The 22,149-nt window shown below is 70.0% G+C and carries 22 protein-coding genes; 13 read left to right on the forward strand and 9 right to left on the reverse strand.

All coding sequences use genetic code 11. The features are described 5' to 3' along the window. Positions 1–115 precede the first annotated feature (115 nt). Positions 116–1,657 carry a DUF7059 domain-containing protein gene (locus tag E6C70_RS00880; protein WP_136421355.1) on the forward strand — a complete coding sequence of 514 codons (1,542 nt, stop codon included), beginning with the start codon at positions 116–118 and terminating at the stop codon, positions 1,655–1,657. A 20-nt stretch (positions 1,658–1,677) separates the two neighbouring features. On the opposite strand, the gene E6C70_RS00885 is transcribed toward E6C70_RS00880, so the two are convergent. Further along, positions 1,678–2,154 (reverse strand): LysM peptidoglycan-binding domain-containing protein, encoded by a 477-nt coding sequence (locus tag E6C70_RS00885; RefSeq protein WP_136421357.1) that lies wholly within the window; start codon positions 2,152–2,154, stop codon positions 1,678–1,680. 153 nt (positions 2,155–2,307) lie between these two features. Between E6C70_RS00885 and E6C70_RS00890 the strand changes: the two genes are divergently transcribed. Next, positions 2,308–2,724, forward strand: coding sequence for a hypothetical protein (locus tag E6C70_RS00890; protein ID WP_136421359.1), 417 nt, complete (start codon positions 2,308–2,310; stop codon positions 2,722–2,724). A gap of 49 nt (positions 2,725–2,773) precedes the next feature. Beyond that, positions 2,774–3,706 (forward strand): J domain-containing protein, encoded by a 933-nt coding sequence (locus tag E6C70_RS00895; protein ID WP_136421361.1) that lies wholly within the window; start codon positions 2,774–2,776, stop codon positions 3,704–3,706. Here E6C70_RS00895 and E6C70_RS00900 read toward each other — a convergent pair. Both E6C70_RS00900 and pdxR read right to left on the reverse strand, forming a co-directional pair. Next, positions 3,703–4,134, reverse strand: coding sequence for a DUF1761 domain-containing protein (locus E6C70_RS00900; RefSeq protein WP_136421363.1), 432 nt, complete (start codon positions 4,132–4,134; stop codon positions 3,703–3,705). The genes E6C70_RS00895 and E6C70_RS00900 overlap by 4 nt on opposite strands. Before the next feature lie 37 nt (positions 4,135–4,171). Continuing rightward, complete coding sequence (gene pdxR, locus E6C70_RS00905; RefSeq protein ID WP_168770831.1) at positions 4,172–5,599, reverse strand: MocR-like pyridoxine biosynthesis transcription factor PdxR; 1,428 nt, start codon at positions 5,597–5,599, stop codon at positions 4,172–4,174. A gap of 77 nt (positions 5,600–5,676) precedes the next feature. Between pdxR and E6C70_RS00910 the strand changes: the two genes are divergently transcribed. Together E6C70_RS00910 and E6C70_RS00915 are read left to right on the forward strand one after the other, a co-directional pair. Beyond that, positions 5,677–6,327: a pyridoxamine 5'-phosphate oxidase family protein gene (locus tag E6C70_RS00910; protein ID WP_136421367.1), complete on the forward strand. Its 651-nt coding sequence runs from the start codon at positions 5,677–5,679 to the stop codon at positions 6,325–6,327. Between the two features lie 25 nt (positions 6,328–6,352). Further along, on the forward strand, positions 6,353–7,624 hold the full coding sequence (locus E6C70_RS00915; protein ID WP_136421369.1) for a M18 family aminopeptidase: 1,272 nt from the start codon (positions 6,353–6,355) through the stop codon (positions 7,622–7,624). 30 nt (positions 7,625–7,654) lie between these two features. Here the strand turns inward: E6C70_RS00915 and E6C70_RS00920 are convergent, their stop codons facing one another. Continuing rightward, positions 7,655–7,927: an acylphosphatase gene (locus E6C70_RS00920; protein ID WP_136421371.1), complete on the reverse strand. Its 273-nt coding sequence runs from the start codon at positions 7,925–7,927 to the stop codon at positions 7,655–7,657. A gap of 96 nt (positions 7,928–8,023) precedes the next feature. On the opposite strand from E6C70_RS00920, the gene E6C70_RS00925 reads away from it, so the two are divergent. The 4 genes from E6C70_RS00925 (at position 8,024) to E6C70_RS00940 (ending at position 11,547) form a co-directional block, all read left to right on the forward strand. Next, the gene (locus E6C70_RS00925) at positions 8,024–8,506 is read left to right on the forward strand and encodes a rhodanese-like domain-containing protein (RefSeq protein WP_136421373.1); all 483 of its coding nucleotides are present in this window, start codon (positions 8,024–8,026) and stop codon (positions 8,504–8,506) included. A gap of 65 nt (positions 8,507–8,571) precedes the next feature. Further along, positions 8,572–9,702, forward strand: a complete 1,131-nt coding sequence (locus tag E6C70_RS00930) for a type III polyketide synthase (RefSeq protein ID WP_136421374.1) — start codon at positions 8,572–8,574, stop codon at positions 9,700–9,702. Continuing rightward, positions 9,699–10,445, forward strand: coding sequence for a class I SAM-dependent methyltransferase (locus tag E6C70_RS00935; protein WP_235833215.1), 747 nt, complete (start codon positions 9,699–9,701; stop codon positions 10,443–10,445). Before E6C70_RS00930 ends, E6C70_RS00935 begins: the two co-directional genes overlap by 4 nt. Next, positions 10,438–11,547 (forward strand): FAD-dependent oxidoreductase, encoded by a 1,110-nt coding sequence (locus E6C70_RS00940; RefSeq protein WP_136421377.1) that lies wholly within the window; start codon positions 10,438–10,440, stop codon positions 11,545–11,547. Before E6C70_RS00935 ends, E6C70_RS00940 begins: the two co-directional genes overlap by 8 nt. On the opposite strand, the gene E6C70_RS00945 is transcribed toward E6C70_RS00940, so the two are convergent. From E6C70_RS00945 to E6C70_RS00955, 3 genes are all read right to left on the reverse strand, one after another. After that, positions 11,528–12,412, reverse strand: coding sequence for a sulfurtransferase (locus E6C70_RS00945; RefSeq protein ID WP_136421378.1), 885 nt, complete (start codon positions 12,410–12,412; stop codon positions 11,528–11,530). The genes E6C70_RS00940 and E6C70_RS00945 overlap by 20 nt on opposite strands. A 66-nt stretch (positions 12,413–12,478) precedes the next feature. Continuing rightward, a complete protein-coding gene (locus E6C70_RS00950; RefSeq protein ID WP_136421380.1) occupies positions 12,479–13,276 on the reverse strand; it encodes an MOSC domain-containing protein in 798 nt (265 codons plus the stop codon). A 37-nt stretch (positions 13,277–13,313) separates the two neighbouring features. After that, positions 13,314–14,699, reverse strand: a complete 1,386-nt coding sequence (locus E6C70_RS00955) for an L-serine ammonia-lyase (RefSeq protein ID WP_136421382.1) — start codon at positions 14,697–14,699, stop codon at positions 13,314–13,316. A 125-nt stretch (positions 14,700–14,824) separates the two neighbouring features. On the opposite strand from E6C70_RS00955, the gene E6C70_RS00960 reads away from it, so the two are divergent. The 3 genes from E6C70_RS00960 to E6C70_RS00970 all read left to right on the forward strand — a co-directional run bounded on the left by E6C70_RS00960 (position 14,825) and on the right by E6C70_RS00970 (position 17,645). After that, positions 14,825–15,829 carry an ATP-binding cassette domain-containing protein gene (locus tag E6C70_RS00960; RefSeq protein WP_136421384.1) on the forward strand — a complete coding sequence of 335 codons (1,005 nt, stop codon included), beginning with the start codon at positions 14,825–14,827 and terminating at the stop codon, positions 15,827–15,829. Further along, complete coding sequence (locus E6C70_RS00965; protein ID WP_136421386.1) at positions 15,826–16,671, forward strand: ABC transporter permease; 846 nt, start codon at positions 15,826–15,828, stop codon at positions 16,669–16,671. Before E6C70_RS00960 ends, E6C70_RS00965 begins: the two co-directional genes overlap by 4 nt. A gap of 161 nt (positions 16,672–16,832) precedes the next feature. Then, on the forward strand, positions 16,833–17,645 hold the full coding sequence (locus E6C70_RS00970; protein WP_235833216.1) for a cytochrome c oxidase assembly protein: 813 nt from the start codon (positions 16,833–16,835) through the stop codon (positions 17,643–17,645). Between the two features lie 9 nt (positions 17,646–17,654). Here the strand turns inward: E6C70_RS00970 and E6C70_RS16585 are convergent, their stop codons facing one another. Together E6C70_RS16585 and E6C70_RS00975 are read right to left on the reverse strand one after the other, a co-directional pair. Then, the gene (locus E6C70_RS16585; protein ID WP_168770832.1) at positions 17,655–17,804 is read right to left on the reverse strand and encodes a hypothetical protein; all 150 of its coding nucleotides are present in this window, start codon (positions 17,802–17,804) and stop codon (positions 17,655–17,657) included. A gap of 33 nt (positions 17,805–17,837) precedes the next feature. Beyond that, complete coding sequence (locus E6C70_RS00975; RefSeq protein ID WP_136421388.1) at positions 17,838–21,071, reverse strand: AfsR/SARP family transcriptional regulator; 3,234 nt, start codon at positions 21,069–21,071, stop codon at positions 17,838–17,840. A 50-nt stretch (positions 21,072–21,121) separates the two neighbouring features. Here E6C70_RS00975 and E6C70_RS16800 point away from each other — a divergent pair, with 50 nt between their 5' ends. Next, positions 21,122–22,138 carry a GNAT family N-acetyltransferase gene (locus E6C70_RS16800; protein ID WP_207670002.1) on the forward strand — a complete coding sequence of 339 codons (1,017 nt, stop codon included), beginning with the start codon at positions 21,122–21,124 and terminating at the stop codon, positions 22,136–22,138. The last annotated feature ends 11 nt before the right edge of the window (positions 22,139–22,149 follow it).

A 22,149-nucleotide genomic window follows, 5' to 3' on the forward strand; every position in this document is an offset into this window, starting at 1 on the left:
GCACCGGATTCTGAACGGAGTGTGAATGCTCTGGGCGAGTCGCCAGAGCGGTTGCCCAACGGATGCCGTCGAACGGGAGGCGCCCGCGGGTTCCGAACTGCGATTCAATGGATGAATGCGTCCCGTCTCCGCCCTCCGCGACGACCTCCTCCATGCGGGCTACACCGTGGCGGCGCTGAACTCGCTCTGGGGGCCGGACGCCGCGTCCGCGTTGCACCGCGCATCCGTCGTTCCCGCACGACGTGCCATCGACGACCTGCGCGGACGGCTCCACACGTTGCCCGCTGTAGCGGTCCTGGCCGAGTGCTTCCTGCTGGGTTCTGCCGTATCGCGGGCCGATCTCGACCGGGCGCTGCCGACCTTGACGGCGGCCGGAGCTCAGGCGCTCGGCCTGGTCGCCTCCGACGGCGACGGGTCGTACCGCGCCGCCCTCGACCTGCGCCCGTACGCGTTCTCCGATGCCGCCGGAGACGGCGAGTGGTGGATCGTCTCAGACCTCGGCGAACTCGCCACCGGTGAGCCGCTGCGGGAGGATCACGTGCTGGGCATCGGCGGCGCGTCCACCACCCTCAGCGGGCTGCAGTTCCACTCGCCGGCGGGTCGAGTGCTCGACCTCGGCACCGGCAGTGGCATCCAGGCCATGCACGCGCGGCGGAGCGCCGGCACGGTGATCGCTACGGACATCTCGGACCGGGCTCTCGAGCTCGCGGCCTTCAACGCCGAGCTCAACGCGATCGAGCGCATCGAACTGCGCGCCGGCAGCCTGTTCGAGCCGGTGTCCGGTGAGCGGTTCGATCGCATCGTGTCCAACCCGCCGTTCGTCATCACGCCGCGGCTGCCCGGAGTTCCCGCCTACGAGTACCGGGACGGCGGGCTCGTCGGCGACGCTCTCGTCGAGTCGGTGCTGCGGGGGATCGCGAGTCACCTCGAGCCGGGCGGCACCGCCCAGCTGCTCGGCAATTGGGAGTACCGCACGGATGCCGCCGGCGCCGAGCTGTCCGGCCTCGGTCGGGTGGAGGGCTGGCTGGACGAAACGGGGCTCGATTACTGGGTCGTCGAGCGGGACACGCAGACTCCGTCCGAGTACGCCGAGACCTGGATCCGCGACGGCGGAACGCGACCGGGACCCGCCTTCGACACCCTGGTGGAGGCGTGGCTCGACGACTTCGCGGCGCGCGGAGTGCAGGGCGTCGGCTTCGGCTATGTCGTCCTGCGCGCGCCGGCCGGCGGAGCATCCGTGAGTCTCCGGCGCGCCGAGCAGCAGCACGGTCCGCTCGGCGAAGGGGAGCCGAACGGCATCGGAGCACACCTCGAGCGGTGCCTGGCCGCTCACGATGCCATCGTCGGGCTCGACGACAGCGCCCTCGGCGAGCTGAGGCTGCGGGTGGCCGGTGACGTGACGGAGGAGCGCCATTACTGGCCGGGCCAGGATGATCCGGCCGTCATCCGTCTGCGACAGGGCGGCGGGTTCGCGCGGGTCATCGACCCCGGAACGGCCCTCGCCGCGCTGGTGGGGGCCAGCGACGGGGAACTGAGCGTCGACGCGATCATCGGCGCCCTGGCGGACCTCCTCGACGCGGATGCCGGCGCTCTGCGTGCCGAGCTGCTTCCGGCCGTGCGCGAGCTCGTGACGATCGGCGTGCTCGAGCTCGGGTGAAGCGCGGTCGGTTCGGGCACTCAGCCGGTCTTGGTCCAGTCGAGGTTGATGACGTTGCCGATGTAGACGTTCTCGCCCACGTCATGGATCTGCGGATTCATGTGAAGCAGTTGCGACTGCGGGAGGTCGAAGCGCTGGGCGATGTCGAAGAAACTGTCGCCGGCGACGACGGTGTAGCTGATCAGCTGGCCATTGGCATCCGAGACGGGAGACCCCTCTGCGCCGTCGCGCGCACCGTTGTCCGTAGCCGGTCCGGGTTGGATGACCGGTGCCGGGTCGTTGGGAACGATGGGCGCCGGGGTGGCCTGCTGGACATCGAAGGTCTGCGTCGGTGTCGGCGGCAGGGGCGCAGCAGTCGGGGTGACGGTGACGACCACGGTCTTCGGAGGAGCGGGTGGTGCCGGCGCGGTGCATCCGGTGAGCATCAGCGCCGTCGTCGTCGCGACGACCAGTGTTGCGGCGCGTGCCTGCGCGGCCCGCATTGCCCCCATCGGCACCTCTGCCTCCCCTTCGTGACTCGCCGTCGATGGCGACACTGATGCGAACTCTACCGAGTCGCCGACTTCTCCACACCTCAACCTCAGGCACACTCTTCACACAGATCGCAGGCCCGTCCGTTGGCGAATCGACCGGCGGGCCACGCTCGATCCATGACGATCGAAGCAGAAGAAGCCGCGACCATCCCCCTGCACAGTGACGCCGAGATCGAACAGCGCGTCCTGGCGCTCATCGGCTCCGCGAATCGAAGGCAGGTCTGGTTGATGTTCCTCGACGAGGCCGACGTGCAGTTGCCGGTCATCATCCCGATGGCCGACTACCCCAGTGCACCGTACGGTGGTGCCGCCGAGTTGTTCGCAGCGCGCATCGCCGAGGTCGTCGAAGCGACGGATGCCGCCGGCCTGATCGTGGTCTGGGAGCGCTGGGGCGGCGCCGAGAGCACAGAGGCCGACAGGGTCTGGGCGCGCGAACTGGCGTCGGCGTGTGCGGCCGTCGAGGTGTCGGTGCGAGCCCAGCTCATCAGTCACAGGTCGGGAGTCCGCTGGTTCTCTCCCGATGACTACCTGTGAGCATGCTCGCGCGTCAGAGTGACGCTGACCGGGATATTAAGCTCGACTCATGCCGGAGAGCCCCCTGTCGTCGACGCCCTACGAGGTACTCGGCGTGGCATCGGCAGCGAGCGACGACGAGCTGCGCAGAGCCTTCAGGCAACTGTTGCGCCAGACCCACCCCGACACCGGAGGCGACGTCGCTCGCTTCCACGCCGTGCAGGTCGCCTGGGAGATGGTCGGAACGCCGGCTGCCCGGGCGGCGTACGACCGTGGACATCCGTTCGCGACCTCCGACGACCCGCGAGAGGCCTGGGCGACGCCGCAGGAACGGGTGCGCACCGACTCGCGTCCGACGGCGCGATCGTTCGGACATCCGGGCGGCTGGTCGCGCGAGTACTACCTCGACCACCTGCGCGAATGGGCGGGTCGTGGGGTCGCCATCCCCGATCCCTACGACGCCCAGCTGGTGCGCAGCGCGCCTCGCGAGATCCGACACCTCCTGGCGAACGCTCTCGCGGAGGAAGCCACGGCGAGGCAACTGGCGGGGTTGGGCATCGGATTCACGGTGTGGCACGACGTCGCCTCCGACGCCGGCACTCCCGGACTTCCGCCGAAGATCGACCACATCGTGCTCGGCCCCGGCGGCCTGATGGCGCTGCAGAGCGAGGACTGGGGTGAGCCGGTCGGCGTCAAGCGCGGCGATCTGATCGGCTCCGCACTCGATGGCGAGCGGCCCATGCACGAGTTGTCCCTTCGCGCGCGCAGCGTGGCCAAGCGGGCTCGTGTCACGTTCACCGGGCTCATCGTCGTTCTGCCCGACGGTGACGCCCCCTCGGGGGTCGAGGTGCTCGGGTCGAGCCGTCGAGCCGTCACGGCAGTCGTCGAACATTCCCGGCTGCCCGGCGTGCTCAGGGACGGATTGCCCGGAGCGGCGCGCATCAACGGCTCGGAGTTGTTCGAGGTGCGCACGCGGCTGCAGGCCGGCATCCGTCACATCTAGAGCACTCCAGCGGGCGGCCAGACGCCGATGATCACGCCCATCACCACGGCGGTGACGAGTTCGTGGCTGATGTTGAGGATGGTCAGTCCGCTCGGACGGCGATCGAACGCGTCGTGGGTGACGAACCGTGCTGCGGTGAAGCCGGCCCACAGGATCGCCGCCGTGAACACCGCGTTCCAGAAGAAACTGCCGCCGTAGAAGTTCCACGAGATGTATGCCGCGCCCGCGAGCACCCACGCGGTGACGAAACTCACCAGCACGGTGACGATGATCGGCATGACGGCGTCGATGGAGTTGCCCGACGGGGTGACACCAGCCTTGCGCATCCAGTAGTTGCCGAAGACCTTCGGTGTGTACCAGATGGACCCGACCACCATCGTCGAAAGGGTGGCGAGGATGACGGCCCAGTAGTTGATCTCGGGAACCACGATGGATCCTTTCGTCGCGCCGATGCGTTGCCGAAGTCTATTCCCGGCCCCGTTCCGCCAGGACGGCGGCGCGCAGTACAGCCAAGCCTTCAGCGAGAGCGGTGTCGGTCGGAGCCGCGTAGCCGATTACCAACCCGGGCGACGCGTGGGTCTCGTCGATGGTGTAGTCGGCGAGGTCGGCCACCGCGACGCCGGCCGCCCGCGACCGGTTGCGGACCCGCGCTGCGGCATCGGCAGACTCGAGGGTGAGCACGGCGTGCAGACCGCCGTCGAGCCCGGTGAGACGAGTGCCCGGAAGCCCCCCGAGAGCGGCGATGACCAAGCCACGGCGATGAGCGTAATCCCGACGGGCTGCCGCGATGTGCCGCCGGACCGCGCCGCTCTCGAGCAGGTCGGCGATCGCCTCCTGCGCGATTCCGGGTACGGGACAGGTCGCATCGTCGCGGATCCGCCGGATGGCCTCGTGCAGCATTGTCCGGCGCGGCAGCAGGATGTAGCCGAGCCTGAGCCACGGGGTGAGCACCTTGGAGAAGCTTCCGACGAGGGCTACGCGCTCGCCGCGATCGAGCGACGCCAGGGCGGGAAGGACGGGCGCGCCGTGGCGGAACTCACTGTCGTAGTCGTCCTCGATGACGAGGGCGTCGTGCCGTTCCGCCCAGTCGAGGACGGCGACGCGCGCCGAGACGGGCAAGCGCCCGCCGAGCGGATACTGATGGCTCGGGGTGAGAACGACGGCGTGCGGCGCAGGATCGATGGCCTCGAGCAGGTCGACCCTCATCCCGTCGTCGTCGACGGGAACGCCCACCGCGCTGCCGCCGAACCGCACGATGGCCCGCCGCGTCGCCGGATAGCCCGGATCTTCCACGGCGATCGCCGGATCGCCGGGACGCAGCGATCGGATGGCGAGGGTGAGCAGCATGATCGCCTCGCTCGTTCCGGCGGTGACGAGGACGTCCGAGGCGTCGCATGAGACGCCGCGGGCGTGCCTGACGTGCTCGGCGATCTGCTCCCTCAGCCGGAGCAGACCCCGGTCGTCGGTCTCCGCTGACGGCACCGCACGGGCCGCCGCAGAGCGCCAGGCCGCACGCCAGGCACCTTCATCGAGCCGCGTCATCGACGGGAACCCGGGCAGCAGGTCGATGCGAGCCGATGCCCGGGTTGGTGAGTCGGGCAGCGACCGGCGGCGGCGGGGTGACGCCGAGCGGTCCACGACGGCGACGCGAGCGACGGACCCTTGCGACACGTCGAGGTAGCCCTCCCCAGCGAGGTGCTCGAATGCGCGCACGACCACCCCGCGGGAGACGCCGAGTGCACCGGCCAACGCGCGGGATGACGGGACGGCGTCGCCGCCTTGAGCGCGCCCCGAGAGGATGGCCTCGCGCATCCTGACGGCGACCTGATCGCTGAGGGTCTGCTGCCGGGCGCGATCGAGGGGAACGGATGGGTCTCCGAGCTGCTCGTGCATAGCTCCCCTGACTGGTCTCATCGAATGCTACTCGACTGGACTTCTCAAAGGACCAGTCGATCCACCACGCTGGAGTCATGGACTCCCTCCCCACCTCCGTGGACACGACCCTCAACCGCATGCCCGACCGCCAGGTGCTCGACCGCGCAGCCCTCCACGCCCTCCTCGACGAGGAACTCATCGCGCACGTTTCCGCGGTGGTGCGGGGCCAGGCGCTCACGATCCCGATGGCGTTCGCGCGGGACGGCGACGGCATCCTGCTGCACCTCTCGACGGGCGCAGGGACGGCACTCCGGGCGGGCGGCGACGCGACACCGCTCACCGTGAGCGTGTGCGCCGTCGATGCCCTCGTGTACGCCACGACGCTCTACGACAGCAGCATGAACTACCGCAGTGCCGTGATCCACGGCGTCCCCGAGGCGCTCCACGGCTCCGCGAAGGAGGCTGCTCTCGCCGTCATCGCCGACAAGCTCATGCCCGGCCGAGCCGCCGAGGTGCCCGAGAACTCCCGTCGAGAGCTCGCGGGAACGCTCGTCCTGCGCGTCCCCATCACGACGGTGAGCATGAAGGCCCGCGCGGGAGACCCGAGCGAGAGCGATCGCCTGGACGATGGAGCATGGGCGGGTCTGCTGCCGGCCGTGCGGACCTGGGGAGCGCCCGTCACGGCCTCATTCACGCCGGCAGGCATCGCGTCCCCTCCGTCGGTGACGGGCCGTAGCTCGGGCTGATGGCGCCGGGTGCTTGGATGGAGGCATGAGCGCTTCCGACACGTACATCGACGGTTTCTCCGAGTTCCTGCAGGCGTCACCGTCGTCGTACCACGCCGCCGAGGAGGTCGCGCGGGCGCTCGAGGAACGCGGATTCACGCGCCTCGACGAGGCCGACGACTGGGCGGCGGATGCCGGCCGCTGGGTCATCGTCCGCGACGGGGCGGTGCTGGCGTGGGCGGTGCCGGACGGCGCTGGCGCGCTGACGCCGTTCCGCATCATCGGCGCACACACCGACTCGCCGGGCTTCAAGCTGAAGCCGCATCCCTCGACCGCGACGCGCGGCTGGCTGCAGGCGGGCGTGGAGATCTACGGAGGCCCGCTGCTGAACTCCTGGCTCGACCGCGAGCTCGAGCTCGCCGGCCGCATCGTCACCGCCGACGGATCGCAGCACCTCGTCCGAACCGGGCCGCTGCTGCGCATCCCGCAACTGGCGATCCACCTCGACCGCGGCGTGAACGACGGTCTCGCGCTCGACAAGCAGCGGCACACGCAGCCGGTCTGGGGCGTGGGCGACGGATCGGGCGCCGACATCCTCGAGCACCTCGCCGGTATCGCGGGCATCGACGCGGTCGACATCGCGGGCTACGACCTGCTCACGGTCGACGCCGCCGCGCCGGCGCGCTTCGGCCTGGACGGCGCGCTGTTCGCGGCGGGACGGATGGACAACCTCACCTCGGTCCACGCGGGTTTGGTGGCGCTCGCCGCTGCGCCGGACGACGCCGCCCACATCAGCGTGCTCGCGGCGTTCGACCACGAGGAACTCGGCAGTGAATCGCGCTCAGGAGCGAGTGGACCTGTTCTCGAGGACCTGCTCGCGCGCATCAGCGCCGGACTCGGGGCATCCGTCACCGAACGCCTGCGGGCGTTGTCCGCGTCGTGGTGCGTCTCATCCGATGCCGGCCACGCGGTGCACCCGAACTACCCCGAGCGGCACGATCCGGTCAATCAGCCCGTCCCGGGCGGTGGACCGCTGCTCAAGCTGAATGCGAACCAGCGCTACGCGACGGATGCGGTCGGCTCGGCGCTGTGGCTTCGAGCCTGCGCGGCGGCTGACGTGCCGTTCCAGGAGTTCGTGTCGAACAACACGGTGCCGTGCGGATCGACCATCGGTCCGCTGACCGCCACCCGCCTCGGCATCCGTACAGTCGACGTCGGCCCGGCGCTGCTCTCGATGCACTCGGCGCGCGAGCTCGCCGACGTCGACGACCTGCACGCGCTCACGCTCGCCCTCACCGCGTTCCTCGCCGGCGCCTGAGGGCTGCAGTGAGGCACCGCGTCAGAGCGCTCAGCCGGTGATCTCGAACGACCCTGAGCCCTGCGTCGCAACATCGTCGACGGTCACCCCCGTGACGGATGCGCCGCGCGGCCCGTGGCGGAGCCACTCGACCATGCTTGCCACGGCGTCGTCGCCGCCCTCGACCTCCGCCTCGACGGTGTCGTCGGGGCGGTTGCGCACCCAGCCGCTCACCCCGAGGCGCTGTGCCTCGGTCCGCGCCCAGTAGCGGAACCCCACTCCTTGAACGGTGCCCTCGACCACGACTCTCCGGCGAATAGCCATGACCCCATCCTGCTCCTGCTGAGGTTGGCAGGGAATCGAGGTGGGATGGCGGCTCCTCCCTGAACGATCCGTCGTCGCCGTCGCCACAATGGACGCATGAGCATCACCGAGACCATCACCGAGACCGAGACCGCGATCGACACGGACGCGGCCGTCAGGCACTTCCGCGCGAAGCTCGCGTTCGAGACCGATGCGAGCGATGTCTACGCCGACCAGCAGTCCGGTGCGGAGTTCGTGCTCGTCGACACCCGCAGTCAGGCGGCCTGGGACCAGGGGCACGCGGTCGGCGCGGTTCACCTGCCCACCCGTCAGATCGAGGCCGAGGTGCCCGGGCGCTATCCGGCCGGCACCCGCTTCGTGGTGTACTGCTGGAGTCCGGGGTGCAACGGCGGCGACAAGGCGGCGCTCGCGCTCTCCCTGCTGGGCTACGAGGTTCGGCTGATGATCGGCGGATTCGAATACTGGGCGCGCGAGGGCTACCCCGTCGGCACCGCGCTCGGCACCGTCCGCCGGGACGTCGACGAACTGGTCGGTCCTCGAGCGGCCGGCTGGTCCTCATCGGTCAGCTGCGACTGCTGATAGCAGCACCGCCGACGACGGACAACCACCGGGAATGGTTCACGACGGCATGCCTAGACTGAGCCATGACCGTCACGCTGAGAGCGATCCGCACCGCCGTCCCGCCCACCGTCCTCGTGCAGGAACAGGTGCGCGACGTCTTCGCCGCTCAGCCTGGCCTCAGCAGGCTCGCCCAGCGCATCGTGCCGACCTCGTTCAACGTGTCGGGCATCGACACCCGCTACAGCGTCATCGATGAGCTCACCTTCAACGAGGTCGAGGGCGAGCGGCAGTTCTTCGACCCCGAGAGCGGCGAGCTGCTCATGCCCGGCACTCGGGCGCGCAACGAGCTCTACATCCGGGAAGCCACGAAGCTCTACGTCGAGGCCGGGCGGGCGGCCATCGACGCCCTCGAGGACGTCTCGATCGAGGACGTGACCCACGTCATCACCGTCAGCTGCACCGGCTTCTACGCTCCCGGCCCCGACTACATGCTCGTGCGCGAGCTCGGACTCAAGCCATCCGTGCAGCGCTACCACCTCGGCTTCATGGGCTGCTACGCCACCATGCCGGCCCTTCGAACGGCGAAGCAGTTCGTCGAGGCGGACCCCGACGCAGTGGTCCTGGTCGTCAGCGCTGAGCTCTGCACGCTGCACCTGCGCAGCTCGAACGATCCCGACACCATCGTGGCGAGCTCCCTCTTCGCGGATGGGGCCGGAGCCGGCATCGTCAGCTCCCGGAAGCCGCTTCCGGGGGAGACCGCGCTCGCCCTCGATCGCTTCGAGACCGTCATCACCCCGGTGGGCGAGGCCGACATGGCGTGGAAGATCGGCGACAACGGCTTCGAGATGATCCTCTCCACGTACGTGCCGCACATCATCGACGAGCACATCGAGAGCGCCATCGCGCCGCTGCTCGCCCCGGAGCCCGATCTCGTCTCCGACCCGGCCGCCGCCGTCGACCACTGGGCGATCCACCCGGGCGGCCGAAGCATCCTGGACAAGGTCGAGGCGAAGATGCAGCTCTCCGAGCAGCAGCTCGTTCCCTCCCGCGAGACGCTGCGCGACTACGGCAACATGTCCAGCGCGACGATCGCCTTCGTGCTCCGTCACATCGTCGAGGGCGGGGCATCCGACGGCGAGCGGGTGCTGGCCATGGCCTTCGGACCCGGACTCACCGTCGAGACGGGGATCATGACGGTGCTCGTCGGATCGTGAGCGACGACAGCACAGGACGCGGATGGGGGTGGGTTGCGCCCCTGCGGCGCGGCTCGCTGAGCGCGCGCGACACCGCGGTCGTGGAACTGATGGACGATCCGGACTGCGACCCGCACCGGCTCGAGCGCACGTATGCGGAGTTCCCGGTCATCAACGCGGTCTTCTCCGGTTGGGCACGCACCTACCGGCGTTTCGTGCGTCCGATGCTCTCCACGACCGCTCCCACCCGCGTGCTCGACATCGGTTCGGGCGGCGGGGATCTCGCCCGAGCCCTGGCCGGGTGGGCGCGCCGCGACGGCCTGCGGATGCGGGTGGTGGCCAGCGACCCCGACCCGCGCGCGCTCGCGTATGTGCGCAACCTGCCCCCGGCCGAAGGCGTCGATTACCGCGACGAGTTGAGCAGCGACCTGCTCGCAGCGGGGGAGCGGTTCGACCTCGTGGTCTCCAATCACGTTGTCCACCACCTCGACGCGCCCCAATTGGCCGACCTCCTGCACGACAGCGAGCGGCTCGCACCGGTCTCGCTGCACGCTGACATCACGCGGGGACGGCTCGCATATGCCGGATTCGGCATGTTGACGTGGCCCTTCTTCCGCGACTCGCTCATCCGAGAGGACGGGCTGGGGTCGATCCGCAGGTCGCACCGGCCAGCCGAGCTGGAGCGCGTCATTCCCGAGGGCTGGAGCGCGCTTCCGCAGGGGCCGTTCCGGTACCTCCTCGCGCACGGGATTCCGCGTGGCTGACGTCGCCGTGGTGGGGGCCGGTCCGGTCGGCATGGTGACGGCGGCACTCCTGGCGGCCCGGGGCATGGATGTCGAGATCATCGAGCAGCGGGAGGCACCGTCGCCGCACTCGCGCGCGATCGGCATCCACCCGCCCGCCATCGAGGCGCTGCATCGCGCCGGTGTCGCCGTCGACGCGATCGCGCGGGGCGTCCGCATCGAGAGTGGCGAGGTGCGGTGCGACGGGCGGGTGCTGGGGAGCATGTCGTTCGCGACAGCCGGTGGCGCCTACCCCTTCGTTCTCTCGCTACCCCAGCGGCAGACGGAGGAACTCCTGCGGAGCCGGCTGGGCGAACTCGGGGTTCCGGTTCGCCAAGGTCGCGTGAGCGGGCTGCGTCCGGGCCGCGACGGCGTGACCCTGTCCGTCGACGGGGTGGAGATCGGCGCGCGCATCGTGGTAGGCGCGGACGGCACCCGGAGTGCCACACGGGCCGCCGCCGGAATCGCCTGGCGGCCGAGCGGGAGGACCGTCGACTACGTGATGGCCGACTATCCCGATGACACCGATCACGGATCGACGGCCGTCCTGTTCTTCGAGCGCGGTGGGGTCGTCGAGTCGTTCCCCCTGCCGGACGGCCGTCGCCGCTGGGTGGCGATGACCGATCGGGACTGGTCCAGTGCATCCAGCGACGAACTCGCCGCTCTCATCGCCGACCGCACCGGGCATCGCCCCGTGGGAGGCGATGCGGTGAGCGGATTCCGGGTCCGTCAGCACCTCGCCGATCGGCTGCTGTCCGGCCGCGTCGTTCTGGTCGGGGATTCCGCGCACGAGATCAGTCCGATCGGCGGGCAGGGGATGAATCTCGGCTGGCTCGACGCGGTTGCCTTGGCCCCCGCCATCGAGGCCGAACTTCGGCACGCGGATGCCGCGGCACTGCTTCGCTACGCCACCTCGCGGCGGCGATCGGCGGTCGTCGCCTCTCGGCAGGCGGCGTTCAACATGTCGATGGGCATGCCTGCGCGCGGCGCCCGGCTCGTGGGGCGCAACGCCGCCGTGCGCGCCCTCGCGGTTCCTCCCGCGAAGGCGCTCGTCGCCCGGGCCTTCACGATGCGGTGGTTGTGACCAGTACGGCGTCGGGGTCGGCCGACCACTCGGTGCGCGATCCGTCGTAGACGCGCACGTCGGATGCCCCCTGCGCCGTCAGCGCGAGTGCGCCGAGGCTGGCGAGGATGCCCGCGGCGCAGTAGAGGATGACGGGCCCGTCCGTGGGGATCTCGGCGGTGCGCGCGGCAAGCGCGTCGCCTGATCTCAGCAGGTTCGAATCGCGGTCGACGAGGAGCGCCGCCGGCACGTTGAGGCTGCCCGGGATGTGGCCAGCTCGTCGACCCGATGGCACGATCTCTCCGCGGTAGTCGGCAGCGGGCAGCGAGCAGACCAGGGTGGCGGGGTCCCGGCCGTCGAGCACCGCCTCGACGTCGGCCTTGTCCGCCCAGAACCCGGGCAGTCGCGCAGGTTCGAATGCCGTGCGCACAGCAGATGCCGCGACGTGCCCGGTCTCGACCGGCAGCCCGGCCGCCTTCCACGCGGTGAAACCGCCGTCGAGCACGGCGACGGATGCGAGGTCGAACGAACGCAGCAGCCACCACAGGCGGGCGGCGAAGCGACCGTTGACGGTGTCGTAGACGACCACCCGCGAATCGGCGCTGATCCCGACAGCGCCCGCGGCATCCCGCACCCGATCGGAGTCCGGGAGGGTGAACGGGAAACGTCCGTCCTGGTCTGAGAACTCCTCCAGCAGGTCGGCGAACACCGCGCGGGGGATGTGCCCGTCGATGAGGTATGGATCGTAACCGCTCAGCCAGGTCGATCCGCCGAACGGCGCCGTGATCAGCAACGCCGTCGCGTCGAGCACGACGAGGTCGTCGGACCCGAGGTGGTCGGCCAGCCACTGCGTCGACACGAGCGGCGTCGGAAGAAGAGACGTCATGTCCACAACGCTAAGCACGGCCGTTGCGGTGCGCGACGGTGGACGCAACGGGACGTCACAGATACCTCACCACTCGGGTGCGACGGCATCGCCGACCCGGATGGTGCCGGTGTCGAGCGGCGCCAGCCGCGTGCCGAACCAGGTGGAGCCCTCCCAGCGGCGGTGCTTCGCGAGGGTGCGGATGGGCTCGGAACCGCGCTCGAGCGTGCCGGGATCGATCGTCGTCATGACGCAGCGGTCGCAGACCATGGTGGTGCGGAAGCGGACGGCGCCGATGGTGACGAACGGCCAGGTGTCCTCCGCGAAGGCCTCGAGCCCGTCGACCACCACATTGGGACGGAAGCGCACGACATCGAGCGGCCGATCGGCGGTGTCGAGCCAGCCATCCAGACGATCGAGGGACGCCTCGTTCACCAGCAGCAGCGGCGCGCCGTCGGCCAGCGTCATGGTGTCGCCCGGCAGGCCGCCGAGCGCCGGGTCGATCGGGCGAGCCGTAGGGTCGGGTTGCCACACCAGGCGGAGCGGGCCCCCCATCCGCTCGGTCAACCACGCGTCGGCCTCCGCGGACGCCGCGGAAGCCGTGCCCTGCCGCTTGTGGGTCACCGCGACGGCGTCCCCGTCGCTCGGGAAGGCGACGTCGAGGGTGGAACCCGCGCGATCGCTCAGGCGCACACCGTCCGCGTGGCCGACCGCGGTGAGGCCGAGCAGGCCGTTCACCTCGCGCGCGGTCACCTTGGTGCCGCCCGCATCGACGATGGCCCACCGGCGATCGTCCTCGAGACCCCACGGGTTGACGCGCGCGCTCTCGACATCCGTTCCGGCGAGGGACTTGACCGGATACACCCGGATGCGCGTCAGCTGCATCTGGCGAGCGTATCGAACGCCCGCGACTGAAGGGCGCTCAGCACTCGATGACGTTGACCGCGAGCCCGCCCTCGCTGGTCTCCTTGTACTTCGTCGACATGTCGAAGCCCGTCTGGCGCATGGTCTCGATAGCGGTGTCGAGCGTGACCAGGTGGCTGCCGTCGCCGTGGAGGGCGAGGCGCGCCGCTGAGACGGCGGTCGACGACGCGATCGCGTTGCGTTCGATGCAGGGCACCTGTACGAGCCCGCCGACGGGGTCGCAGGTGAGGCCGAGGTGATGTTCGATGGCGATCTCGGCGGCGTTCTCCACCTGGCGGGGAGTTCCCCCGAGCACGGCGCACAGGCCGGCCGCCGCCATCGCGCATGCCGATCCGACCTCGGCCTGGCAGCCGCCCTCCGCGCCCGAGATGGACGCGTTGGCCTTCACGATCGACCCGACCGCCGTCGCGGTGAGCAGGTAGTCGCGGATGCCCGCGCGCGATGCGCCGGGGATGAAGCGCAGGTAGTAATGACCGACGGCCGGGATGATGCCGGCCGCCCCGTTCGTCGGAGCGGTGACGACACGACCACCCGAGGCGTTCTGCTCGTTCACCGCGAGGGCGAACGCCTGCAACCACTCGGTCGACGTGTCGCGGCCGTGCTCGCCGCGCCGGTCGTACTCCTCGAGCTTTCCGCGGATGGCGGCAGCGCGTCGCGTGACGCCGAGGCCGCCGGGCAGCACGCCATCCGTCGCCAGACCCAACCGCACGCACTCCATCATCGCCGCCCAGATGGTGTCGAGTCCGGTGTCGACCGCGCCGGGGTGCATGGCCTCCTCGTTGAGGCGGGCGAGCTGAGCGATCGAGATGCCCCGCTCATCGCAGAGGGCGAGCATGGCGTCGGCCGAGGAGAACGGGAGCGGCTGCTCGGCCGCGTCAGGGCGGATGTCGTCGCCCGCTCCTTCACGACGGATGAAGCCGCCGCCGATGGAGTAGTAGGTCTCCTCGGCGACGGGGAAGGTGTCCTCTCCCCAGGCTTGCAGTGTCATCGCGTTCGGGTGCGCCGGCAGGCGGGTGAACGGTGCGAAGGTCACGTCGTCTCGCGTGACGGCGATCACATGGGTGCCGCCGAGGGTGATCTCGGCGTCTCCGGCTCCGGCGCGGGGAAGGGTGCTCCACGCACCGTGCACGGCATCGGGATCGCAGGTCTCGGGATGCAGGCCCGCGAGTCCGGCGATGATGGCGTCGGGCGTTCCGTGGCCGATTCCCGTCGCGCCGAGCGACCCGTAGAGGGTGCAGCTGATGCGGCGAACGTCGCCGAGAAGGTCGCGCTCATCGAGCAGGGCGGCGAAGTCGAGTGCGGCCCTCATCGGACCCACGGTGTGGGAGCTGGAGGGGCCGATACCCACGGAGAACATGTCGAGGGCCGAGACGTACGCTGTCACCTCTCAAGCGTACGGCGCGCGGGGCGCAGCTTTCCCCTGTCGTCCGCCCGTTCGTTGTGAGCGGCTGTAAGCGCACGCAAGCAGCGTGTGACCGGCGTGTAAGCGCGGCCGTTCAGCATGGCCACATGACATATTCCGCATCCACCAGCGACTGGGCCGTCGAGGCCGACGGGCTCGTGAAGACCTTCGGCACCAACCGTGCCGTCGACGGCATCGACCTGCGCGTCGCGACCGGCACCGTCTACGGCGTGCTCGGCCCCAACGGCGCCGGCAAGACCACCACCATCTCCATGCTCGCCACGCTGCTCAAGCCCGACGCCGGCAGCGCCCGCATCTTCGGCCACGACGTGCAGCGCGAGTCGCAGGTCGTCCGCCAGCTGATCGGGGTCACCGGCCAGTACGCCAGCGTCGACGAGACGCTCTCGGCCACCGAGAACCTCGTCCTGTTCTCCCGCCTGCTCGGGCTCTCCAGCTCGCAGGCCAAGGTGAAGGCGCACGACCTGCTCGAGGAGTTCCACCTGACGGATGCCGCCAAGCGCCCGCTCAAGAACTTCTCCGGCGGCATGCGCCGTCGCCTCGACCTGGCCGCGAGCCTCATCGCCCAGCCGCCGCTCATCTTCCTCGACGAGCCCACCACGGGCCTCGACCCCCGCACCCGAATGCAGATGTGGGACACCATCCGTCGCCTGGTCTCCACCGGATCGACCGTGCTGCTGACCACGCAGTACCTCGACGAGGCCGACCAGCTCGCCGACCGCATCGCCGTCATCGACCGCGGGCGTGTGGTGGCGGAGGGAACCTCCAACGAGCTCAAGGCATCCGTCGGGGAGTCCAGCCTCGAGTTGCGTCTCGCCGACAATCGCGACCTCGATGACGTGCGCGTCGCCATCGAGCGCGTGCTCGGCGTCGACCCGACGGTCTCACCGGAGGCGGGCCGCATCACGGCTCCGATGAACAACCCCGACCGCGTCACCGAGCTGCTTGTTACCCTCCGCGAGGAGGGCATCCACCTCGCGGAGCTGAGCGTCGCCAAGCCGACGCTCGACGAGGTCTTCCTCACCCTCACCGGTCGCGGCGTCGACGATGCCGAGACCGAGAACACCGCCGAGCTCGAAGGGAGCCGCGCATGACCACCACGACCATCACCCCATCACCCCGACCGACGACCACCATCGTCCCCGGGGTCCAGCGCACCCTCAAGAACCGGGTGTCCATCGCCGAGACCCTCTCGCACACCGTCACGATGGCCTACCGCGGCCTGCTGAAGATCAAGCGCACACCGGAGCAACTGTTCGACGTGACGCTGCAGCCGATCATCTTCACCCTGATGTTCACGTACATCTTCGGCGGGGCGATCGCGGGTAACGTCCAGAACTACCTGCCCATCATCATTCCCGGCATCCTCGTGCAGACGGTCATCACGACGTCGGTCGTGACCGGCGTGCAACTGCGCGAGGACATGGACAAGGGCGTGTTCGACCGGTTCCGGTCCTTGCCGATCGCCCGCATCGCGCCGCTGTCCGGTGCGTTGCTCGCCGACACCGTGCGCTACCTCATCGCCACGACGCTCACCATCACGATGGGCGTCATCATGGGGCTCCGTCCCGCCGGCGGCATGGGCGGAGTGGTCGCCGCGGCGCTGCTCGTCATCGTGTGCTCGTGGGCGATCAGCTGGATCTTCGCCTTCTTCGGCGTGATCGCGCGCACGGCGTCGAGCGTGCAGGGCATCTCGATGCTCGTCCTGTTCCCACTCACGTTCCTCTCCAACGCGTTCGTCCCCGCGAACACCATGCCCGGCTGGCTGCAGTGGTTCGTCAACATCAACCCGGTGTCGCATCTCGTGACCGCGGTGCGCGACCTGATGAACAACGGCACCTTCGGAGCGGATGCCTGGATCTCGCTGCTCGGCGCGGCCGTGATCGTGGCGATCTTCGCTCCGCTGACCGTCAAGGCGTACATGCGTAAGGCCTGATCGCCTCAGGATGAGAACGGGGAGGGACGCACGTCGTCCCTCCCCGTTCTCGCGCGCATAATGGGATCTCACCCCCTCGCGATGCGGAGCACGCCACGCCTGACGTCGTCACCTTCTTCACGACTTTCACGTTCGATCCGGTCGCGCTCGCCGTCATCCTCGTGGCCGGCGGCCTGTATGCGCTCGGCATCCGTTCCGCCGCTCGCAACGGGGTGGCCTGGCCGGTGCGTCCGACACTCGCGTTCTACCTGCTCGGCCTCGGCTCGTTCGCCTGGGTCGAGTTCGGCTTCCTCGGCACGTGGAGCACCGACCTGCGTTGGGCGTTCAGCACCCGCGTCGCGCTGCTGCTGTTCGCGGTGCCGTCGCTGATCACGCTGGGCAGGCCGGTCGCCCTCGCACGCGCCGCGCTCAGCGGGTTGCCCGCAGAGCGGCTGGAGCGCATCCTCGGCTCCCGCTTCGTGCGCATCACCGGCAACGCCGTGTTCGCCCCGATCGTCGCTCTCGTCGGCTTCATGCTCTTCCTCACGCCGCTCGCCGCCGCGCTACGCGAACAGCCCGGCTGGGAGGTCGCCATCACCGTGCTCGTTCCCACCGTCGGCCTGCTCATGGTGCTGCCGATCGTCGAGACCAGCCTGGTGCGGACGGGCCTGTTCATCACCGCGGAGTTCCTGCTCGCGTTCGTGGAACTGCTGCTCGACGCGATTCCGGGCCTGCTGTTGAGACTCAACGATGTCGTGCTCGATCACGCCCCGGCGATCACCGGCGTGCTGCCGGGTTGGTTCCCGGGCGCGCTGCACGACCAGCATCTCTCGGGCGACTTCCTCTGGTTCATCGCCGAGATCGCCGACATCCCGGTGCTCATCATCCTGTTCGTGCGCTGGATGCGCACCGACCGCCGCGAGGCGAAGAAGATGGACGAGCTCAGCGACGAGGAGATGGAGCGGCTGACCCAGCGGCACCTGCGCCGGCAGTGACGTCGCCTCTCAGAGGTCGGGCCCGTCGCTCTCGGTGATGTCGGCTCCCTCGAAGAACGGATCGACGCCCAGGTCGGCGTCGTTCTGCCGCTTCAGCTCCGCCTGAACGGCGTCGTCGTCGGCGTAGTCGCGGTCGTCGGGCAGTTCGGTGTCGCTCATCGCGGGCTCCTGTCGTGATCGGATGGCAGCACGCTATACCCCTGCCGCATCGAGCGGTAGCGCCAGGAGAACGAGCGCTCGGGAGGCCCGCTCATCGACGTCGAGGGCGGCGGATGCGGCCCGCGCCGCACGCACGGGCTCTGCTCCCACCACGAGAGCCGCACGGCTGAACTGGACCTCTCGGGAGAGGCTGGCCAGGTCCTGACGCGATTGCAGGCCCTCGCCGAGCGCCAGGAGCTCGACAGCGCGCTGGGTCAACGTCTCCTGCGTGAGCGCCCACGCCCCCCATCCGACCGCGGCGGTGCCGAGGACCGGCTTGTCGATGAAGCCGGGCCGGGCGCGATGGAGCGCGACGGTGAGGCTGCGCAGTCGTCGTGCCCAGGTCGCGACCTCGTCGGCGGTCATCGATGCGTCCGTCACGCCCGCGCAGATGGTCGCGGCCATCGACATGGGGTACCACGGCGAGCGCCGCTCGTCGACTGACCGGAACGAGCGCATCCCCTCGCGGAAGTGCTCGGCAGCATCAGCCGTCCGTCCCTCGCTGCGAGCGATCTCGGCGTAGCCGAAGTCGGTCAGCGAATCCATCCGGCCCATGCCGTACGGGACGCCATCCTGGTCGAGGACCATGGCGTCGAGCCGGGCGGCCGCCTCGGCGTTGCGTCCGACGCCGATGAGGTTGCAGGCGCGGATCCAGTTCAGCTGGGCGAGGTCCTCCCGTGCCCGCACCAGCTGGAGGCCGGCCTCGGCCCGATCGACCCACCGAAGGGCCCCCTGGTGGTCGGCCGTCTGGCTCGAGACCTGGGCGATCATCATCGCCGACATCGACGCGCGCCACTGGTCGCCCACGGCGTGGGCGAGGTCGTAGGCCCGCGTGGCCATGGCCATCGCCTCGCCGACGCGTCCTTCGTTCTCCGCCAATTGCGAGGCGAGCATGGCACCGAGCAGCGCGGTCGAGGCGTCGGGGGAGGTGTGCATCCGCTCGATGACGCGCTGCGCTCGCTGTTCGTCGGGGAAGGCCAGCAGGAAGTCCGTCACCGCCACGATCTCGGGCGCCGAGATGACGGCTGTTCGCCTCAGGTTGCGCAGCCGGACGAGCGCGCGCACGCCCATGAACCGTCCCATCGCCAGCGCGGTGGCGCAGATCATGACGTAGGACCAGGCGGTCGCGTCGACGTGGGCGGCGTCGGGGTGGTACCCGCGCAGAGCATCCACGACCCCCTCGCCGAAGGTGACCACCTCTCCGTGCGAGCTGGTGACAGTCCAGTAGTAGCTGAGGGCGGCGAACACGGTGACGACGGCGTCGCGATCCCGGCGGTCCATCGCCTGGCGCAGAGCGGCGACGAGGTTGTCCTGCTCGACACTGATGCGCTGGTAGCTGGACATCGACGTGACGGTCTCGAGCATGTCGTCTGCGAACCACGCGGCCCAGTCGAGCAGAGCACTCCGCATCCGCTCGCCCTCTTCGGGCTCGGTCGCGACCGCCTGCCCGAATTCGCGGACGGTCTCGAGCATGCGGTAGCGCAGTTCTCCGGTCACGGTGTGCTCGTGCACGGACAGCAGCGACTGCATGAGGAGGCCGTCGAGAGCATGTTCGACCGGACCGATGCCCGCCACGCGTTCTGCCGCATCAGCGGAGAATCCGTCGGGGAAGATCGAGAGGCGGCGCAAGGCGATCTGCTCGTCGGAGGAGAGCAGGTTCCAACTCCACTCGATCACGGCCTGAAGCGTTCGATGGCGCTCGGGCGCCGATCGGTCACCACCGGTCAGCAGGGCGAACCGGTTCTCCAGCCGGGTCTCGATCTGCTCGACGGTCATGGTGCGCACGCGGGCTGCGGCGAGCTCGATCGCCAGCGGCAGCCCGTCCAGCCGGTCGCAGAGGCGCGACACGACGTCGAAGGGCAGTGCGGCGCCGGGCCGCACGGCGCGAGCCCTCTCGAGGAAGAGTCGCACGGCCGGGCCGGGGCCACCGGAGCTGCCGGCGGACTCCAGCGCGTCGAGCGGGTAGACCGCCTCCGAGCTGGTCGCCAGCGGGCTCCGGCTCGTGGCGAGGATGCGCAGGTGCGGGGCGGCGGCGAGCAGGTCGGCGCTCCACCGTGCTGCGCCGTCGATGACCTGCTCGCAGTTGTCCATCACCAGCAGGGTCGGCCACTCCGAGAGTTCGGAGATGATGCGCGAGTGCAGGTCGGGTCGCGTGGCGGCGTCGGCAAGGCGCTGGCCGGCGACCACCTCGCGGATGCCCAGCGCCGACGCGAGGGCGAGAACGACGTCGTCGTCGGTGCGCACGCTGGCCAACTCGGCGACGATGACGGCCGGCAGCGAGGACTGCGCCGCGATCTCCTGAGCCAGCCGAGTCTTGCCCAGCCCGCCGGCGCCGAGGATGGTCACCAGCCGGGAGTGATCGAGCAGGGAGCGGATGGCGAGCGCATCGTCGTCGCGCCCGAGCAGTTCGTTCGGCGCTGCGCGCAGTCCGATCCGCACGCGTACCGGTCGCTCGACTGTCGGCTGGTCGCTGTCCTGAAGGAGCCGGGCGTTCGCGGCGACCAAGGCCGGCCCGGGGGAGGTGCCGAGCTCGTCGCGGAGCCGCACGCGGAACGCGCCGAATGCCGCGATGGCCTGCTGCCGATCCCCGGCAGCCGCAAGCGCTTCGATGTACGCCAGGTGCAGGGCCTCGTCGAGCGGTCGCGCGCCGACGAGACGCGCTAGCTCCTCCACTGCCTGACGCGCCTCTCCGGCAGCCATCAGCAGCCGCGGCCGCAAGCCGATCAGCGAGTCGCGCACCGCCGCCGCCGTGTCGTCGAGATCGTCTCGAATGGGGGAGTCCGCGAGATCGGCGCCCGGTTCGCCCCGCCAGAGTGCGAGCGCCTCTTCGACGAGGCGAACGGCGGCCTCCGGGTCCTCCTCCGCCATCGCCTCGGCGGAACGGGCGAGCGACCGGGCCCGGCCCAGGTCGATGCGTCTCTCGTCGGCATCGATCGCGTACCCGGACGCGGTCGAGGTGATCAGTCCGTCGGCCGCCACCGCGCGCAGGCGCGACACGAGCGTCTGCAGGGCTGCCCGCGCGTTGCGGGGCGTGTCGTCGCCCCACAGGTCATCGATGATGGTCTCGACGCTCACCGGGCGGCGAGGGCCGGGTCGTCCCGCGGAGGCGAGGACGACGACGAGCGCCTTCGCGAGAGTGCCGGGGGGCTCGACGAGTGCTCCGGAACGCCCCTCGATGAGCACCGGCCCCAGGAGGGCCACTCTCACGTTGTCGTCGACGTTCAGCACTCTGCCGAGCCTACTTCTCCCAGTGGGTGCGGCTTAGGCTGGGACTCGCCATGCCCGAATCCCTTGTCATCATCCGTTCCCTGCTGCCCGCTGATCATGCCGCCGAGGCGGTCGTGGTCGCCGGGGCCTTCGCCGCCGGCCCGTACGGCCATCTGTCACTCACCGAGGCGCGCCGATCGTTCCAGAACGATTCCGGCGGGCGCGCCGCCGCCGGAGAGGTGTTCGTCGCGATCGTCGGCGACCGACTGGTGGGCTCCGCCACCGTCCTGCGTGGCGGTGGGAGGTACACCCGCGTCTCGCGAGAGGGTGAGGCCGAGATCCGCCTGCTCGCCGTCGATCCGGCGCACCAAGGCAGGGGCATCGCCGCGGCGTTGATGGCCGCCGCACTCGAGACGGCGGCCTCGTGGGGTGCCGACGCGCTCGTGCTCGACACCGGTCACCTGAACACACGGTCACAGGCGCTGTACGAACGCCTCGGCTTCGTGCGCCGGCCCGAGCGCGAGGCCGCCATCTCGGATGCGGATGTGACCGCCCTGGTCTACGCGTATCCCCTCCAGCAGGGTCTCGACGTGCGGGTTCGCCTCATGATGCCCGCGGAGACCGAGACGGTCGCCGAGCTGATCGATGCGGCGTACTCGCACGACTACGAGCTGCACGCCTCCTATCGGGCGAACATCGTCGCCGTGGCCGACCGGGCTCGCGACAACCAGGTCTGGGTGGCGGAGGATCGCGCATCCGGTCGGCTGATCGGTACCGTGACGACCCCGCACGCGGGGCGGGCGATCTCCGAGCTCGCCCAGGACGGCGAACTCGACTTCCGTCTCCTGGCCGTCGACCCCGCCGCCCGCCGATCGGGCATCGGAGAGTTGCTCACCCGCCACGTCCTCATGCTGGCTCGCATCCGGCGTGCGGAGCGAGTGGTCATGAACAGTGGACCGGAGATGGTGGGCGCGCACCGGTTGTACGAGCGCATGGGGTTCACGCGCATGCCCGACCGGGAGCCCATCATCGTGCGCGACGACGGCAGCACCCTGCAGTTGCTCGCCTTCGGGTACCGTCTCGGCTGAGTCCCGCAGCA

This window comes from Orlajensenia flava, assembly GCF_004801905.1.
Lineage (GTDB): Bacteria > Actinomycetota > Actinomycetes > Actinomycetales > Microbacteriaceae > Orlajensenia > Orlajensenia flava.